A 17445-nucleotide genomic window follows, 5' to 3' on the forward strand; every position below is an offset into this window, starting at 1 on the left:
TCCTATATTTTATCGGACAAACCAAATGGTACAACAGCAAATTCTTATTATGACGTTTATGAATATGTTCACTCATAAAACAAATATAAGATTAGGCCAGAACCCCGAAGCAGAGCTTCGAGGAATTCTTTTGATTAAAATTCCTTTATCCAAAGGTGCATGTTAATGTTTGTATGCGTATTAATTTCCTGTTAAGATTCAATCGTATTGCTCTATTTAACTCTTGCAGATTTTAACTCCACCGTATCACTTTCCAGGAACTGAAGTTTATACCCACCGGTATCAATAACAGCCTTCGGAAATAGTTTGCTAAGCAGACTGAACTCAGCTTCCGAAATCGCCGTCTGATACAAAAAAATCTGTCTCAGATCCTTCAATGATTTCAACTGTATAAGTCCCTTTGCTGTTATTTTGGTTCCAACCAGATTAAGGTATGTTAATTTTGACAAGCTATTCAGCGATGCAATACCCGCATCACTCACGGCAGTCTTTTCGAGGGAAAGACGGGTAAGAGAAGATAATTTCACAATTGATTTCAGATTATTATCATCCAGATTGGTATCCCCGATTTTTAACCAGATCACTTGTTTGCTTAATTGTTCCAGTAGTTGCAGATCCTTTGCAGTGATTGAATCCAGCGCTACAAAATTTACAGACAGGTAATTACTATTTAGTGCGACCGGTATAACTGCAACTCCGCGAGCGAGCAGTTCCTGAACGATCTTCACATCTGCTTGTCCGACAGTCTTTTCCGGAATATCGGAGATCAATGCTGCTTCGGTTTTTTCTTCAGATTGAAGGGATAAAAGAACAGGTTTTATCTTTTCAGTTTGGGCAAGGTCGGCCACTTTTTTATTAAAATCAGCTCCGCTGCTTACCCACCAATGGATCAGATCCAGTTCGGTTTTAGTAAGCTGTGGCTGTTCAAGAGGTGGCATATGATCATCACTCTCTTTTGACAATAAGATTCGTTTGATCAATTCACTTTCATCGGTATTTCCGGCAATAATCGCTTTCCCACCCTTGCCTCCCTTTAAAATAAAATCAGGCATATCCAGTCGCAGTTTTCCCTTCTGCTTATTGGAACCATGACATTTATAACATTTCGAAGTCAGAATTGGCTTGATCACATCCTGATAAGCCATGGCTTGCTGAACGTTCGGGATAGGCTTTCTTTTCTCTTCAGCCTGCCCTGAACCTTCCGCCGAGAATGCCCTTGTCAGGTAATCCGATCCATGAGTTATGGAACCGCCAAAATGCCCGGTAAGGACAATCATGAACACCATAAGGGCGGTAATCCAGGTGATTTGTTTTCCCTTCCAGTTTAAATACCATGCAACAATTGAAATTATAGCGAGCGCGATACCAGACCATTGATGATTAAATATCAGGCCTTCGTCATAATCACCAGTACCTGATAGCAGATAACCACTGATACAGGATGTAATCGCACTGAGCATACCAATGAACAAAGAAATACCTACTGCTGAAGCCAGCGACTGATATTTTTCTTTTTGGGATAAAAATTGAAACAAGGCGCCGAGCAGCAATACCCCTATCGGGAGATGTACAAGCAAGGGATGAAAACTCCCCACAAAATCAACCAGGCTAAACAAAAAAATAGAAAGTGTGCTCATTCAGGGAGTATGAAATCAGGAATATCGTTTTCTAAGCAAATGCATCATGTGCACATTAATAGCCCATTGATCAGCCAATGGCTGTCTGGTATATGGATATGTAGGCATATAATCGGGCGGACCAAATTCCGTAAGAACAGTTACCCGCTCTCCATTTCTCCTTTTCCTATCCACAATTTTATCCCACCATTCGAAATGCTGTTTCATAGTTTGTTCCCATTCAGGGGCACGGGGGTCATTCACCTGCGGGCCTTCGGGATGGCCGATTCTGGCGTGAATATGATCAGTGCGGGCTAATGCCAGATCAATGGTCTCCTTCTGATCAGACAGTAAACTCTCATGTACATTGCACCAGTGCGAAATATCCAGAGTCAGTCTCAGATCGGGATATTTTTCAAGAAAGTTTCTGGTGATATGTGCGGCAAACAACATTCTGCCGCGATGTGTTTCATGGCAAATTAACAGGCCTGTTTCTTTTGCCAATGCCTGCGTATGTTCAATGAATTTTTTATTATCATCGAAGCTGAAATAATCCTTTCCGGAGTGATTATTAATATACAGTGGTCGCTGGATATTTTGCTTTGCGGCTGCATCTACCATTCTTTTGTAGAATTCAAGATGTTCCTGAGGGTTGGACTGAGATCCCCCGCAGAGGAAACCAATTTCCAGATCATAAGTCTTCAGAGCAGCAAATATTTCATCCTGTGCCTTTTTATTATCCGTAGGCCACCATAATTCTATTCCATCATATCCTTCCTTCTTAACCTTTGCGCAGAATGAATCCATCGTTCCCTGATAGCCCCAGCTGGTGGCCATGATTTTCAGATCGTAGTTCTTATTCACAGAAGTTGAAGTCATTTCGGGTAATGCGAAAGATTCTAATGAGGATAATAGTAGGGCAGCCGAACCTGCTGCAGATGTTTTAATGAACTTTCTTCTGTCTTGTCTCATATAATTGCTGCAAAATTCGTTTATGCTAAAATATCAGTGATCACTTTCCCTCCAACATCCGTTAAACGGAAAGGTCTTCCCTGCGATTCATAAGTGAATTTTTCATGATCAAAGCCCAATTGATTAAGAATAGTAGCCTGAATATCAAATGCTTCTGTCTTTCCATTCACAATATTGTATCCAATCTCATCTGTTTCACCATAAGTAGTACCACCTTTAATACCGCCTCCGGCCATCCACATATTGAACGCAGCGGCATGATGATCCCTGCCTTTAAATGGCATATCCTTACCTTCACGGTTCTCCTGCATCGGGGTCCTGCCAAATTCAGCACCCCAAACGATCAGGGTCTCATCGAGCAAACCTCTTTGCTTCAGATCAAGAATCAATGCTGTGATCGGTTTATCTACGTTCCGGCATTTATTGACCAGACCAATATCAACTGAACCACTGGCAGAAGTACCATGAGTATCCCATCCCCAGTCAAATAACTGCACGAAACGAACACCCTTTTCAACAAGTTTTCTTGCAAGCAGTACATTGTTTGCAAAGCTGGTCTTACCAGGTTCTGTACCGTACATTTCATGGATATATGCCGGTTCATCATTAATGTTCATGACCTCCGGTACAGAGATTTGCATTTTATAAGCCATTTCATACTGTGCAATGCGCGACAGAATTTCCGGATCTTTATATTCTTCGAACTGTTCCTGATTTATTTTATTGATTGCATCAATTGATGCCTTGCGCAAATCCCTGTCCATCCCTGCAGGATCTTTTATGAACAGAACCGGATCTCCTTCCCCCCTGCATTGAACGCCCTGGTAGACACTCGGCAAAAAGCCACTTCCCCATACACTTTTACCCGCATCGGGATTATTACCTCCTGAAGTTAATACCACGAAACCCGGTAAATTTTTATTCTCTGATCCCATTCCATAGGTTACCCATGCACCTATGCTTGGTCTTCCCAGACGTGATGAACCAGTTTGCATCAATAATTGGGCTGGTGCATGGTTAAACTGATCGGTTGTTACCGCATTCAGCATCGCAATCTCATCGGCAACAGTGGCCAGATGGGGTAAATTGTCTGAAAGCCATAAGCCACTTTTTCCACGCTGTTTAAAATTGGCCTGCGGACCAAGCATTTTAGGTACCCCCCTGATGAAGGCAAACTTTTTGCCTTCCAATAAAGACTGCGGACATTCCTGTCCATCGAGTTTTGCGAGTTCCGGCTTATAGCTGAACATCTCCAGTTGTGAAGGTGCTCCTGCCATGTGTAAATAAATGACTGATTTGGCTTTTCCGGGAAACATTGGAGGCCTTGGTGCTAGCGGATTGGAAGCATCGAACATTGCATTCGGAGCAGAAGAGCCACTAAAACCACAGCTACCAAGCAATGAACCTAATGCCAGAGCTCCAAAGCCCATAGCCCCTTCCTTTAAAAAATGACGACGGGTATGTAACTGCAAGGCTGCATGTTCTGCTTCCCTTGCTAACCTTTGTGCCTGAGCATCTCTCTTCATAATCGATAATATTTCAATACTTTGACCCTTTCTAATTCTTATTGAGCCATTCATCCATATTCAACATCGCGCCGGCAACAATGACCAGTGATGCCGTTTCAGGATCTGCAGGCTTATCTTTTGCTCCCATTAATTGATTCATGGCTGTTTTATCCTTTTTATATTTCCTGAGGGCTTCTGCATACAAGTCGGATAGTGCCTTTAACTTTTTCGCTGAAATAGGCTTAAACATCATGGCTTCATAGCCTTTACTGATCTGATTATTGCTTTCCTTGCCTCCCAGTTCTTTCATGCGAAGAGCAAGACTTCTGGAAATGACCAGAGTGGTTGAGTCATTCAGAGAGGTTAATGCCTGCAATGGAGTATTTGTCCTAATCCTCCGGGGCAGACATGATTCCCTTGCACTACCATCAAAGGTCATCATTGAGGGATATGGTGCTGTTCGCTTCAGGTAAGTGTAAACTGCTCTTCTGTACTGATCTTCACCTGCACTCATCATCCATTTTTCACCATTATATGGGGAGCGCCAGATTCCTTCAGGCTGAAATGGCATAACACTTGGCCCATACATCTTTTTGCTTAATACATTACTTACTTCCAATGCCTGATCCCTGAGTTGCTCCGCGGAGAGTCTGATTCTGGATGCACGGGAATAAAATTTATTGTTGGGATCAGTTTTTAACTTTTCCTCAGTAACTGCAGAGCTTTGCCGATATGCCGCAGACATTACGATCTCTTTTAAAAGACGCTTCATGCTCCAGTTATACTCATTCATAAACTGCCAGGATAAATGATCAAGCAATTCCTTATGAGTAGGTGCAATTCCTTGTGAACCAAGATCTTCCAGAGTTTCAGCAATTCCAAATCCAAACAACTGCTCCCATAAACGGTTCACCATGGTTCTGGCTACAAGCGGATTTTTTTTATCAGTTAACCATATTGCCATCCCCAATCTGTTTTTAGGCACATTTGCCGGCATTGGGTTCATAATACCGGGCACACCCGGCTCCACCTTATTTCCCTTAACCATCCAGTTACCACGTTCAAAAATATGTGTAGTTCTGAGCTGCTCCAGGTTATTTTCGATCATAATCGGTGTTTCATCTACTTTAGCCTGCATCAATTGATTGAAATTACTCAATGCAAGTTCATAGCCTGCTTTTCCTTTACCGGGAAATGGAATATCAAACTGGAACCATTCAAACAGGACGCCTGTATCATCAGGGTTTTTTATCGCCGGACTATAATATTTAAAAAACAGGTTATGTTTTCCTTTTTCAGCAGGTATCGCTACAGTCACAATTTTCCATTCTCCCTTTGTATTTGCAAGCGGAACAGTTTTTAATAGTTTTCCATTCAATGTATCGAGGTAAATTGACCATTTACCTCCATCAAAATTGGTTTTATATCGGAACATAAGCTGGGTCTTATCCTGTAGCACAACATCCTTCAATCGGCATGTTCCGTTATTTCGCAATCCGGCAAACCAGCTACTGATCAAGGCAGCATTCACAAACTGATCACATTGCAATGAGTTAATTGTAGGCTGCCAGGTTTTAAGAAAGTTAAAGTATTTTTTTGCCTGGGCTTCTGAGGTATTGCTATTTAACCAGCCAGTCAATTGCACTAGTTTTAAACTGTCCTGAGTATTGTATTGCCGCAATAATGGATAATCAGCATTAGTATCTTCATCGCGGGTATTGTTGAAAAATGCCATAAACTTATAATACTCATCAGCTTTAAATGGATCATAAGGATGGCTATGACATTGAACACAATTAAAAGTTGTGCCCATAGTAGCACTCCATGTTGTATTCACCCTGTCCATCACGGCAGAGGTTCTGAATTCTTCATTATCAGTTCCTCCTTCATCATTGGTCATTGTATTTCGATGAAACGCTGTTGCAATATATTTCGCATCATCAGGGTTTGGCATCAGATCTCCGGCAAGCTGTTCAATCAGGAAATCATTGTATGGTTTATCTGAATTATAAGCTTTAATCAACCAGTCACGATATTTCCAGATGATACGTCCGCGGTCGGCCTCATAGCCTCTGGTATCTGCATAACGGGCAATATCAAGCCAATTGGATGTCCAGCGCTCACCGTACCGGGGCGAGGCCAAAAGGTCATCAACAAGGTTCTCATATGCTTTGTCAGAATTATCCTGAAGATACTTTTTTGAAATACCGGATGAAGCCGGAAGTCCGATAAGATCAAGGCTAAGTCTTCTTAACAGAGTTGCCTTATCAGCCTCTGTTGAGGGCTCTAATTTTTGTTCCTCCAGCTTTTCGTAGATAAAGCGGTCAATATCATTTCTGATCCACTTATTATTAAGATCGGGTATATCTTGTTTCTTAACAGACACATAAGCCCAGTGCTCTCCCCACTTTGCTCCTTCTTTAATCCACTGTCTGAAAACTTCGATCTCATCTTTGGAAAGTGCTTCGTGCTTGTAGGGCATCCTTTCATCCGGGTCCTTTTCAGTAATTCTTATGATCAGTTCGCTGCCTTCGGGATCACCTGGTATAATCGCTGGTTTTCCGGATTCGGTAAGTCCTAAAGCTTCTTCCTGAAAAAGAAGACTAAATCCGGATTCCTGCTTCACTCCGCCATGGCAAGAGATACACTTTTTATTGATTATCGGCTTAACCTGCGTGTTATAATCAACCTTCTGATTTGACAAAGCCAATTTATACAAGGCGCTTATCACCAGCAGCAGCGCAAGCAATACAATAATTTTTTTGGAGTAAAGTATCTTCATCTGTCTATCCTTATTTTAAAGATATAAATTTCACTCAAAAAAAAGACCGGTACGAAACATTTAAGAAAACTTCAGGAAAATAAATTTTCAGGTATCTTTATGACTAATGATCCACTGAACCAGCATGATTAGATCATCTCCATCTTTACAAAAAAGCATTTACATATTATTCTTTTCATTTCTGGTGATTAGCGGACTTTATTTTGCGCAGAATTTCCTGATCCCTTTAGCGATCAGTGCACTTTTGGCCATGCTGTTTGTTCCTCTTTCCCGCTGGCTTGAAAACAAAGGAATAAGCCGGATGTTTGCTGGAGTAATCTGTGTATTGATCTTTCTGCTGGGTACGGGTGCTATTATTGGTTTACTTTCATGGCAGGCAAGCGGAATATCAGAGGATATTACGGAGATTACCCGGCGTATCAGTATGATTGCAGACGATCTCAGGGAATTTATAGCCAGAAATATTGGCATATCTGCTGAAAAACAAAAACAATGGATGTTAAACCAAACAAACGGATCCTCCGGAACCTTAGGTATTGCTGGGCTAATGCTAGGTTCGCTGATGAGCATTATCATCCACTTTATTCTTGTTCTTGTTTACCTCTTTCTGTTCATCTATTACCGGTCTCACCTTAAAAAATTCATCCTGATGCTGGTTCCTCTTAGTGAAACAGACGAAACTGAAAAGATCATTTCAGATGCTGGAAAAGTGGCGCAGAAATATCTTTCGGGGCTTAGCAGCATGATCGTTATTTTATGGATTATGTATGCTGCAGGATTTTCAATTGTTGGAGTAAAAAATGCACTCTTCTTTGCTATTTTATGCGGTCTTCTGGAGATCCTGCCATTCATAGGAAACTTCACAGGTACTGTAATAACTGCACTTGCAGTAATTTCACAGGGTGGAAGTAACGGAATGATCATAGGTGTGATTGTCACTTACTTAATAATCCAGTTTATTCAGACTTATTTTCTTGAACCACTGGTGGTAGGCTCGGAAGTAAATATTAATCCATTATTTACGATCCTGATTATCGTTTTCATGGAGATTGTTTGGGGTGTTGCGGGTATGATTCTAGCTATACCCATGCTTGGGATCGTCAAAATCATTTGTGATCATGTGACACCGCTTAAACCCTATGGTTTTCTAATTGGCCGCGCAAGATCAGACAAGCATCCAAGGATAATCATAAAGTTGCAAAACTGGTTAGGCCTGAATGATAAGGCAGCAACAAACTCATAGAACCGGAAATACAATTTGGTGCAAAAAACTGCATATACTTAATTAATACCGATGAATATCGGGAGAAAACTGTAACAAAAATTTCGAAAATTTCTCTAATTATGAATAATCAAACAATATGCTGAGCATCAGAAATATAGTAAAACAATATGCTAATCACAGGGCTTTGGACAATGTCTCGATTGAAATCGAACAGGGCTCAGTTTTCGGGCTGCTGGGTCCGAACGGTGCCGGAAAAACCTCACTGATCCGGATCATCAATCAGATTACTGCACCGGATCAGGGCGAAATATTATTGAATGGCGAAAAGCTCAATCCATCCCATATTTCTAAAATAGGATACCTGCCTGAAGAACGGGGTTTGTATAAAAAAATGGAGATTGGTGAACAAATGCTGTACCTGGCACAATTAAAGGGCTTATCAAAGACTGATGCCACAGCAAGGATCAGATACTGGTTTGAGAAAATGGGTATTCAGAGCTGGTGGAATAAAAAAGTGGAGGATCTGAGCAAGGGCATGCAGCAGAAGGTACAGTTTATTGCTACCGTTGTTCATGATCCTGAACTGATCATTCTGGATGAACCATTTTCCGGATTTGATCCGGTTAATGCCCAGTTAATAACCAATGAGATCCTGGAATTAAACCAAAAAGGTGCTACCATTATCTTTTCAACACACCGGATGGAATCTGTGGAGCAATTATGTGACAGCATTGCCCTGATCCATAAATCGAAGAAAATTCTTGATGGAAAGGTGAAGGACATAAAGAATCTCTATAGAAATAATACCTACAGAATAGCTTATTCAGGAATTCTGAATCCGGTTGAGACTCCCTTGTTTAACATCAATGAGGAAAAGAAAGATGAGGAAGTCACACATCTGACCATTCAAATCAATCCGGGTTATTCTTCAAATGATGTATTGAAGTTCTTAATACCACAGGTTCAGGTCACCGAACTGACCGAAATTGTGCCCAGCATGAACGACATTTTCATTCAAAACGTAAAAAACTAATCCGAAAAATGAATAAGATCCTACTAATCATAAAAAGAGAATATTTCAGCAGGGTAAAAAAGAAGTCATTTCTGATCATGACCTTTCTGGTACCCATGTTAATCATTGGGATGTATGCGCTGATTTTTGCACTATCCATGAAAGGTGGCGACAATATCCCCGCAGTCGAAGTCATTGATGATAGCGGAATATTTAACAAAGGTCTCGAAAATAAAAAATCGGCAACATTTAGCAAATCTGAACTCACACTGGCAGAGGCTAAACAGAAAGTTATTAAAAACGAAGATGCCTTTGTGCTCTACATTCCGGCGGATATTGCCAGCGGAGGAACGATTGAAATGTTCTCGCAGAAAAAGGCAGGGCTTTCTGTGATTAGCACGATAGAAAATCAATTGAACGATCAGATGAGGACCAAACTTCTAGCAGATGCCGGAATTGATGCCCTTACACTTGATAAGATAAAACCAAAATTATCTGTCGTTTCGAAAGAATTAACTCTCGAGGGAGAAAAAGACAGCAGCTCAGGCGCAGCAATGGCCGTGGGGTTTGCTGCCGCTATTCTAATCTACATGTCACTTTTCATTTATGGTATTCAGGTAATGCGGGGCATTATTGAAGAAAAAACCAGCAGAATCGTTGAGGTTGTTATTTCATCCGTAAAACCATTTCAGCTGATGATGGGAAAGATAATCGGAATCGGACTGGTAGGTTTGACACAGTTCCTGCTTTGGATCACCCTTTCAATTGGCCTGATGACCATTGCAAGTCAGATCATATTTAAAGGCAAAATGGATCAGATAAAATCTGAAATGCCTATGAGCAAACAGGCTGCTGCTGTAAATAGTGATGGCCCCGGAATGGACATCATTAAGGCTGTTCAAACCGTTAACTGGCCCTATATTCTTCCAGTCTTCATTATTTTCTTTCTTGGTGGATACATGTTGTACAGCGCCCTTTTTGCGGCGGTAGGATCTGCTGTCGACAGTGATACTGAAACCCAGCAATTTATGTTGCCCATTACCCTGCCACTGCTGTTTACCTATATCATGTCATTCAGCTTTATTGTTAATAATCCCGACAGTAGCCTTTCTTTCTGGTTGAGTATTATTCCATTCACCTCACCAATCGCTATGATGGTTAGATTACCCTTCGGAGTACCAAACTGGGAGCTGGCATTGTCTATAGTCCTGCTTATCGGCGGATTCATATTTACAACCTGGGTAGCATCACGAATCTACCGTGTAGGTATTCTGATGTATGGCAAAAAGGTAAGTTTTGCGGAGTTGGGGAAATGGTTTATGTATAAAGAATAAGTTAAAAGCGGAAAGTTAAAAGCGGAAAGTTAAAAGGTGAAAGCAGAAAGTTAAAAGCTAAAAGAAGAAAGCTAAAAATTGTAAGAGGGGATATGTTTATTTTTATTTCCCATTCCCTATTTCCTATTCCCCATTCCCTAAATAATGAGTTCCATTGCTATCCTCGATCTGGGCACCAATACTTTTCAATTATTGATTGCAAACATCATTGATAATAAGCCTGTGCTTGTTTTTGAGGAAAGCATTGCTATAAAATTAGGTGAAGGTGGAATCGAAAAAGGCTATATCAGTGAGGCAGCTTTTGATCGTGGACTTTCAGCTCTCAAACAATTCAAAAAATCAATAGATCAGTATCAGGTTAAGCTGGTCAGGGCTGCAGCAACATCAGCACTCCGATCTGCCAGTAACGGGGCAGAGTTTTTGGACAGAATCAAATCAGAAACCGGAATTGTACCAGAAATTATCACGGGAGAGCGTGAAGCAGATCTAATTTATCTTGGTGTTAAGGCAGCTATTAATTTGGGCAATGAAAAATGCCTTATCATTGACATTGGCGGTGGAAGCGTTGAATTTATCATCTGCAATCAGGAAGAAGTTTTCTGGAAAAGGAGTTATGACATCGGGGCGGCCCGGCTCATGGAACAGTTTCATCATTCAGACCCCATTTCTGAAGCGGATATAAATGAGCTGAATTTATATCTGGGGAATACGCTTTCTGAGCTCAAAACCCAGACCAAAATCCACAAACCCGATCTACTCATTGGTTCAGCAGGTGCATTTGAAACTTTTGCAACACTCATTGATACCCAATTTAAGGTCAGTTTTACAAATCCTGAAATAAAGATTGAGTTGAGGGATTTTGCAAAAGTATCAGAGCTCATTTCAAAAAGCTCACATGCAGAGCGCAGCAAAAATCCTGCTATTATTCCTGTCAGAGTTGATATGATCGTAATGTCCACACTGATCACAAAGTATGTCCTGAATCAGTTTGCTTTTAAAGCACTTAAATTGTCAACTTATTCCCTGAAAGAAGGCCTGTTATTTGAATTCATAAAAAATAGGAATTCTAATTATTCAGACAACTTACACAACTCAGCGTAAAGACGATGAGTGGGAAGGCCTACTACATTGCTATAGGAACCATTTATCCTATCAACTGCTACCAAGCCTATCCATTCCTGAATGCCATAAGCTCCCGCTTTATCCATCGGCTGACAGGTATTAATATAATATCGTATCTGCTCAGCACTGATCTCCTTAAAGAACACTTCAGTAAGCTCATAGAAACTGCTAAGTTTATGATCCTTGAGCAAGCTCACTCCTGTAATCACATCATGTCTTTTACCCGATAATTCAGAAAGCATCTCAAATGCATGATCTTCATTTTCGGGTTTACCCAATATTTTACCATCAAGGGAGACAATTGTGTCTGCGGTAATCACTATTTCATTTTCAATCAGCAGATCGAAGGCTTTTGCTTTTTTTTCGGATATATGAACAGCAATTTCAGATGGTGATAATCCGGGAGGGTAACTTTCATCCACCTCCCTCAGGACAACCTGAAAATCAAATCCCATGAGTTTTAGCAGTTCTTGTCTGCGCGGTGATTTGGAAGCCAGAATAATTGGTGGAAATTGTTTGATCATCTGTTTGGACTTTGCCAAAAATAAGAAAAGCGACTTGTATTAAGTTTTTATCGTTTGGAAATGTGCTGCTGTGCTCTTTTTAAATGCATTCCCGCTTTTCGCTCATACTCCACAGGCCTTAAGCACAGGCCGGTATTCGCTACAATCGGGTTTAAAAACATCAGACAGTACAATTAAAACCTGATCTATCCCCTATTCAATCAAAATGGGTATATTAACGTGAACTCGACATAATATTTAAAAAACCACATAGAAACATAGCATTTTATAGCTTCTAACCTAAATTATAGACACAGATAGCCTTGAAGCTTTGCTTCAATCTATATGATATACAATCTATGTTTCCTTTAAAGCATTATAAATTCAATCTATGTGGTTAAATATTAATCTTTAGATTGTTTAATATTCGAACTCACGTTATATTAGTTATTCCTCATTCTGGCACGACGCTCTTCCAGAATAGCTTCGTAGGCTTTCTTTTGTTCATCATTCAGTAAAGCATTCACCTTTGTTGTGGTTTCTGCCTGCAAAGGTGCCATTTTAGCACGTAAAGCCTGGAAATCACCACCATCAGTTAAAGTTGTTCTCACACTGTCGGTCCGCTTTGCCGACCAGATAAATACTTCCTTTAATTTAGTTTTTTGTTCAGCTGAAAGCTTTAGGGTTTCCAATTGAGCAATCTGACGCTCGGCTCTTTCATCAGGTGTACCCATTTGTCGGCCGCCCTGTGCATTGGCGAATGTTGCCATACAGAGAATCAACCCCATGGCAATAATTAATCTTTTCATATTTGCTGGTTTTTCCCTTTTGATTGATAATAGAACAAAAGGTTTAAAGCTGAAGGAAATAATCAAATTTTGCTACCGTCAGCAGATGAAGGATCTGCATTAATCCATAGATTCTGGATCTTCAATACTTTTTCAATGATATCCCTGACGCATGAATCACCGCCATTTTTCGGGGAAATATAGTGGGCAACAGCTTTGATCTCCTCAACCGCATCAGCCGGACAAACTGCAAGACCTGCCATCTTCATGAGTTCCAGATCGGGGATATCATCCCCCATGAAGAGCACTTGTTCCGGCAATAATCCATTTTTATCAATGAACTCATTATAAGCAGCAGTTTTCGAATCCAAACCGAGATAAATGTCGGTTATACCAAGACCTCTTAAGCGGTGCTCTACCCCTTTTGATCTGGCACCGGAAACAACTGCTATCTTAAATCCCCGCTTCACTGCCAGTTGCAAGGCATAACCATCTTTGATATTAAACTGCCTCAAAAATTCCCCCGACTCAGTAACCAAAAGCATACCATTGGTCATGACACCATCAACATCAAGAATAAATGCTTTAATATGCTTTAGTTTTTCTAAGAACATGGTAGTAAGAATTGAGGTATGAAGTCCGAGGTATGAGGTCGGAGGTCAGACTTCGGACATCAGACTTCATACTTCTGACATCAGACTTCAGTCCTCCGACCTCCTATTGATTGTCGCGCCACTCGTAAACCCAGGCTGTCTGGATTTGCTCCAGATGACCTTCATTGGATTGTTCGCGGGTACCTGCGAAATTCGGAAGACTTAAAATCCAGTCAAGCAGTTCGGTGAAACGAATTCTATAAATCTGAGATTCTCCGAAATCATCACCAAATTTTTCATAAAGGCCCATAGCTATATCTTCATAATCATTCCAGTAAATCGGTAATTCAAAACTTTCTTTCGCCATTTCTCTTGTATAATTCTATTAATGTCCTAAAAACTGATTCTGATCCGGAAGTGTTACTTCAAGATCACCGTTTATTAACACACACTGACAACCCAGACGGGAGTTAATCCTTGGATTGACCGCACGATCGATAAAATCTTCTTCTTTATCAGAAATTTCCTGAATATTATCCATCCCGAAATTAACATAAACCTGACAGGTACTGCATCCGCAAACTCCACCGCAGTTATGTTGTAATTCAATCCCGTTATCCAGACAAACATCAAGAACTGATTCGCCTTCTGCTATCGGAAGCTCTACTGCTGGCTTTGAAGCCTCTTCAAAATTGATTTTTAATTTAAAAATGTTCATTAGTGCAAAAATAGCATTTTAAACTCAGCCCTGTGAGCGCTTGTGCAAATTGACTATGCTTTGACTAAGTTTAGTATAAAGTTCTGATAAAGCAGGATTATGCTTGAGAAGTTCGAGGTGTGCCTTAATAGTAGCCTGGTCTTCCCTGATCGCCGGGCCGGTCTGAACAGAAACAGGATCATTCATTTTAATTTTACTGAGAGTTTCTTCAATCAGAGGCTTCAAAAGTTCGTAATCCAGCCCTTTTTCTTCCAGTAATTCCTGAGCAAGCCCGAAGAGGTGATTGGTGAAATTACAGGCAAATACAGCGGCAACATGAAGTGTTTTACGTTGTTCTGAGTTTAATTCAATTACTTTTTCTGATAAGCGATCGGCAATTGCCCGAATAGTTGCCAATACTTCGGGAATATTTGCTTCAATGATGATCGGAATCTGCCTGAAATCGACAGACTTGATCTTTGAAAAGGTTTGTAGGGGGTAAAATACACCAATTTTCGTGGAAGCTCCTGCAAGCGCCGAAAGTCCGGTTGAACCGGATGTGTGTACAAGCACCTGATCACTGAGCTTTAATTCAAGAGCAAGTTCCCTGATTGCTTCATCCCTAACAGCAATGATAAACAAGTCGGCAGAGCGATCCAGATCAAACATATTGTCTATTGGTTCTGCTGCCAGAGTATCAGCCAATGTTCTCGCATGGATTATATCGCGGCTCCAAACCTGCGATATATCCTGCCCGGCCATTTTAAATGCGCGACCTAAATGAGTGGCTATATTACCACTACCTAAAATGACAATATTCATCAGGCTTGTTTGATTTCCTTATTTCTCCTGAAAATGGATAGAATAAATCCGATCACCATAATGATCGTTCCCCCCCAGAATAAATTTATATATGGAAATTCAATGGCTTTTAATACTACCCAATCCTTCTCTGCTTTTGGTTTCTGATAAACCATTAGCTCAAGCTTATCCTTATCGGGATAAACATTTGAAAAACGCAATTTCAGTCCTTTTTCATCAACTGTTTTTCCAAAATCGAATTTAGAACCATCTTTTAATAAATAGATTGGCTCAGATGGGTAAACTTTGTCATCTGAAACAATATCTAATTGCAAGCCAATAGCGATATCCCGTTCACCAACAGGAATATTCTGAATCTTAGCATCACGGTTAATTCCCTTAACCAATATATAACCTTCTCGGAAACGGACTGTATCCCCAACATTCACTTCATAAGTAGCAGGCTTTTCATATTTTTCATCCTCAGAATGACCTTCATGATCTTCATGGTCCTCTTCTTTCAAAGGTACGCTGCTTACATGGGTATAAACATCATGAAACAGGTAATGCCTGGTATCAGGAGAAGCGATAATCTGCCGCATTTTGGCATTCTGCTGTGCATTTGGATAGAGTGTGAAGTTCTCTTTAACGTCTCCGCTCTTCTCATCAATTACCTTATAATTGATTCTGTAATAGGTATTTACACCCTGTGTCGAGTCGCCCATATAAGTGACCGTATAACGGTCCATCTTTGTAGGCTCATCCTTGTACAGAATAATATTTTCCCGGGGATTATTACTCTTTGCGAACTCATCTCCAAAACCAATCCCGGTATTATTGATTGAAATGATTTTATTTGTTGCGGCGGCAACAAGTGCTCCGACAAGTAATAAGGCAAAGCCAATGTGTGCAACTGCAGATCCTGCAAGTCTCCACTTTCCTTTAAATGCTTCACCAAGAATCCTGGCATTGGCCAGTATCGAAAACACGGAAGCATAGGTCAGGATGATATACATTACATTGGTATAGATATTCATCGCATAAACGGCTGCTGCGGTTATGAATACTGAAACAAGCAGAGATATGGAAATACTGACAAAGAATTTCTTAGGATCTGTCTTTTTGTATTTCAGGAATTGTGAGAATGCTGAGATGAAGGCAATTACTACAGCAAAAGGAACCTGCCATTTATTGTAATGCGCAATAACATTGGGTGGTGGTGCGATCTCAGTTCCGAAAATGGCATTAAATACCGGCACTGAGGTAGTAGCAAGTATTTGAACGCACGCGATTGATAATACCAAAGCACCTATAAAAAGCCAGAACTCGCGCGAATAAGTTTCTTCATCCTTTTTAGTTATCGGAAGTTCTTTCCAGCGGATAACGAGAAACAAAACAGCGATGAAAAGGAATGCCACTACGTAAAGAACCAGATGCCAGAACATTCCTAAATCTGTAAATGCGTGAACAGATGTTTCACCTAAAATACCACTACGGGTAAGGAAGGAGGCATAAAGCACCAGTACAAAACTGATCAGTACCAGAAAAGTGGCTGTAAAATAAGAATGGCCTGAATTTCTATAAGCAATCAGGACGTGAACGGCTGCAATCAAAGTCATCCATGGAATGATTGAGGCATTCTCTACCGGATCCCAGGCCCAGAAACCTCCAAAATTCAAGGCTTCATAAGCCCAGAATGATCCCATAATGATACCTGTTCCCAGAATCATTACTGCAAAAAGTGTCCATGGTAAAGCTGGTGTAATCCATTCTGAATATCTTCTCTCCCAAAGTCCGCCGATTGCATAGGCAAAAGGAACAATCATGGATGCAAAACCAAGGAATAATGTTGGCGGGTGGATGACCATCCAGTAGTTCTGTAGCAGTGGGTTCAATCCATTACCATCTGTGACCATGCTCAGGTAATCGCCACGTGCAAAGATTGGCCCCTGTATTGCATCTCTCAATAAAATAAAGGGAGAACTCCCGATTCTAAATCCGAAAACCTCGACTCCAACGAGCATTGATGCGATAAAGGCCTGAGAAAGCATGATGGTGGTCATGACTGAATTTTCCCATGTTTTGCCTTTTGAAAGAATGATTGTTCCTAAAAATGCCTGCCAGAACATCCATAGCCAAAAACTTCCTTCCTGCCCCTCCCAAAAGGAAGAGATTATATAATAAACCGGAAGTATTTTCGATGAATGAGCCCATGCATAATGGTATTCAAACAAGTGATTATAGATGATATAATACAGGCAGGATCCTATTCCAATAACGGCAACTGTATTTAAACGGAATGCAATTCTTGCGATTCGTTTCCAGCCATCAGAACTTGCCTGCTTTGACTGGTCTTTAGAGAGTGCCGTGGAAGTTGCAAAATAATAGGCAAGGGTTGCCAGAAGAGCAGTACAAAACGACAGGATGATGAAGAACTGACCTAACTTCCCCGGAAGAAGGTTTTCTCCAATGTATTGTATTTCCATTAAGAT

The 17445-nt window shown here is 40.7% G+C and carries 15 protein-coding genes; 4 read left to right on the top strand and 11 right to left on the bottom strand.

The window, feature by feature from the left end; all coding sequences use genetic code 11:
- Nucleotides 1–212: 212 nt before the first annotated feature.
- Genes Q8M41_RS17815 through Q8M41_RS17830 form a run of 4 tightly spaced genes read right to left on the bottom strand, consistent with a single transcriptional unit; the run spans nt 213 to nt 6878 of the window.
- Entirely contained in the window at nt 213–1637 is a 1425-nt protein-coding gene (locus tag Q8M41_RS17815) for a c-type cytochrome domain-containing protein (protein ID WP_305366661.1), read from the bottom strand.
- 15 nt (nt 1638–1652) lie between these two features.
- On the bottom strand, nt 1653–2588 hold the full coding sequence (locus Q8M41_RS17820; protein ID WP_305366662.1) for a sugar phosphate isomerase/epimerase: 936 nt from the start codon (nt 2586–2588) through the stop codon (nt 1653–1655).
- Between the two features lie 20 nt (nt 2589–2608).
- Nucleotides 2609–4114, bottom strand: a complete 1506-nt coding sequence (locus tag Q8M41_RS17825) for a DUF1501 domain-containing protein (protein ID WP_305366663.1) — start codon at nt 4112–4114, stop codon at nt 2609–2611.
- Nucleotides 4115–4145: 31 nt separating this feature from the next.
- Entirely contained in the window at nt 4146–6878 is a 2733-nt protein-coding gene (locus Q8M41_RS17830; protein ID WP_305366664.1) for a DUF1553 domain-containing protein, read from the bottom strand.
- Between the two features lie 124 nt (nt 6879–7002).
- Here Q8M41_RS17830 and Q8M41_RS17835 point away from each other — a divergent pair, with 124 nt between their 5' ends.
- The 4 genes from Q8M41_RS17835 to Q8M41_RS17850 all read left to right on the top strand — a co-directional run bounded on the left by Q8M41_RS17835 (nt 7003) and on the right by Q8M41_RS17850 (nt 11550).
- Nucleotides 7003–8121 (top strand): AI-2E family transporter, encoded by a 1119-nt coding sequence (locus tag Q8M41_RS17835; protein ID WP_305366665.1) that lies wholly within the window; start codon nt 7003–7005, stop codon nt 8119–8121.
- Between the two features lie 118 nt (nt 8122–8239).
- Nucleotides 8240–9136 (top strand): ABC transporter ATP-binding protein, encoded by an 897-nt coding sequence (locus Q8M41_RS17840; RefSeq protein WP_305366666.1) that lies wholly within the window; start codon nt 8240–8242, stop codon nt 9134–9136.
- 8 nt (nt 9137–9144) lie between these two features.
- Nucleotides 9145–10449 (top strand): ABC transporter permease, encoded by a 1305-nt coding sequence (locus tag Q8M41_RS17845; RefSeq protein WP_305366667.1) that lies wholly within the window; start codon nt 9145–9147, stop codon nt 10447–10449.
- Nucleotides 10450–10593: 144 nt separating this feature from the next.
- Nucleotides 10594–11550, top strand: a complete 957-nt coding sequence (locus Q8M41_RS17850) for an exopolyphosphatase (RefSeq protein WP_305366668.1) — start codon at nt 10594–10596, stop codon at nt 11548–11550.
- Here Q8M41_RS17850 and Q8M41_RS17855 read toward each other — a convergent pair.
- The 7 genes from Q8M41_RS17855 to Q8M41_RS17885 all read right to left on the bottom strand — a co-directional run bounded on the left by Q8M41_RS17855 (nt 11520) and on the right by Q8M41_RS17885 (nt 17439).
- A complete protein-coding gene (locus tag Q8M41_RS17855; RefSeq protein ID WP_305366669.1) occupies nt 11520–12095 on the bottom strand; it encodes a nucleoside triphosphate pyrophosphatase in 576 nt (191 codons plus the stop codon). The genes Q8M41_RS17850 and Q8M41_RS17855 overlap by 31 nt on opposite strands.
- 422 nt (nt 12096–12517) lie before the next feature.
- Nucleotides 12518–12883, bottom strand: a complete 366-nt coding sequence (locus Q8M41_RS17860) for a hypothetical protein (protein WP_305366670.1) — start codon at nt 12881–12883, stop codon at nt 12518–12520.
- A gap of 62 nt (nt 12884–12945) precedes the next feature.
- Nucleotides 12946–13476 carry an HAD family hydrolase gene (locus Q8M41_RS17865; RefSeq protein ID WP_305366671.1) on the bottom strand — a complete coding sequence of 177 codons (531 nt, stop codon included), beginning with the start codon at nt 13474–13476 and terminating at the stop codon, nt 12946–12948.
- Nucleotides 13477–13579: 103 nt separating this feature from the next.
- Nucleotides 13580–13822 carry a Fe-S cluster assembly protein IscX gene (iscX, locus tag Q8M41_RS17870; protein WP_305366672.1) on the bottom strand — a complete coding sequence of 81 codons (243 nt, stop codon included), beginning with the start codon at nt 13820–13822 and terminating at the stop codon, nt 13580–13582.
- Between the two features lie 18 nt (nt 13823–13840).
- On the bottom strand, nt 13841–14173 hold the full coding sequence (locus Q8M41_RS17875; protein WP_305366673.1) for a 2Fe-2S iron-sulfur cluster-binding protein: 333 nt from the start codon (nt 14171–14173) through the stop codon (nt 13841–13843).
- Between the two features lie 24 nt (nt 14174–14197).
- Nucleotides 14198–14974: a Rossmann-like and DUF2520 domain-containing protein gene (locus tag Q8M41_RS17880; RefSeq protein WP_305366674.1), complete on the bottom strand. Its 777-nt coding sequence runs from the start codon at nt 14972–14974 to the stop codon at nt 14198–14200.
- Nucleotides 14974–17439: a heme lyase CcmF/NrfE family subunit gene (locus Q8M41_RS17885; protein WP_305366675.1), complete on the bottom strand. Its 2466-nt coding sequence runs from the start codon at nt 17437–17439 to the stop codon at nt 14974–14976. Before Q8M41_RS17885 ends, Q8M41_RS17880 begins: the two co-directional genes overlap by 1 nt.
- Between the last annotated feature and the right edge of the window lie 6 nt (nt 17440–17445).

It is taken from the genome of Daejeonella sp., assembly GCF_030684675.1.
In the GTDB taxonomy this organism is placed as follows: domain Bacteria; phylum Bacteroidota; class Bacteroidia; order Sphingobacteriales; family Sphingobacteriaceae; genus Daejeonella.

What these genes read in the sequence shown, in the direction of transcription:
- Q8M41_RS17850 (WP_305366668.1), top strand. Translation starts at nt 10,594, where the DNA reads ATGAGTTCCATTGCTATCCTCGATCTGGGCACCAATACTTTTCAATTA.
- Q8M41_RS17835 (WP_305366665.1), top strand. Translation starts at nt 7,003, where the DNA reads ATGATTAGATCATCTCCATCTTTACAAAAAAGCATTTACATATTATTC.
- Q8M41_RS17820 (WP_305366662.1), bottom strand. Translation starts at nt 2,588, where the DNA reads ATGAGACAAGACAGAAGAAAGTTCATTAAAACATCTGCAGCAGGTTCG.
- Q8M41_RS17860 (WP_305366670.1), bottom strand. Translation starts at nt 12,883, where the DNA reads ATGAAAAGATTAATTATTGCCATGGGGTTGATTCTCTGTATGGCAACA.
- Q8M41_RS17830 (WP_305366664.1), bottom strand. Translation starts at nt 6,878, where the DNA reads ATGAAGATACTTTACTCCAAAAAAATTATTGTATTGCTTGCGCTGCTG.
- Q8M41_RS17880 (WP_305366674.1), bottom strand. Translation starts at nt 14,974, where the DNA reads ATGAATATTGTCATTTTAGGTAGTGGTAATATAGCCACTCATTTAGGT.
- Q8M41_RS17840 (WP_305366666.1), top strand. Translation starts at nt 8,240, where the DNA reads ATGCTGAGCATCAGAAATATAGTAAAACAATATGCTAATCACAGGGCT.
- Q8M41_RS17875 (WP_305366673.1), bottom strand. Translation starts at nt 14,173, where the DNA reads ATGAACATTTTTAAATTAAAAATCAATTTTGAAGAGGCTTCAAAGCCA.
- iscX (WP_305366672.1), bottom strand. Translation starts at nt 13,822, where the DNA reads ATGGCGAAAGAAAGTTTTGAATTACCGATTTACTGGAATGATTATGAA.
- Q8M41_RS17855 (WP_305366669.1), bottom strand. Translation starts at nt 12,095, where the DNA reads ATGATCAAACAATTTCCACCAATTATTCTGGCTTCCAAATCACCGCGC.
- Q8M41_RS17815 (WP_305366661.1), bottom strand. Translation starts at nt 1,637, where the DNA reads ATGAGCACACTTTCTATTTTTTTGTTTAGCCTGGTTGATTTTGTGGGG.
- Q8M41_RS17825 (WP_305366663.1), bottom strand. Translation starts at nt 4,114, where the DNA reads ATGAAGAGAGATGCTCAGGCACAAAGGTTAGCAAGGGAAGCAGAACAT.
- Q8M41_RS17865 (WP_305366671.1), bottom strand. Translation starts at nt 13,476, where the DNA reads ATGTTCTTAGAAAAACTAAAGCATATTAAAGCATTTATTCTTGATGTT.
- Q8M41_RS17885 (WP_305366675.1), bottom strand. Translation starts at nt 17,439, where the DNA reads ATGGAAATACAATACATTGGAGAAAACCTTCTTCCGGGGAAGTTAGGT.
- Q8M41_RS17845 (WP_305366667.1), top strand. Translation starts at nt 9,145, where the DNA reads ATGAATAAGATCCTACTAATCATAAAAAGAGAATATTTCAGCAGGGTA.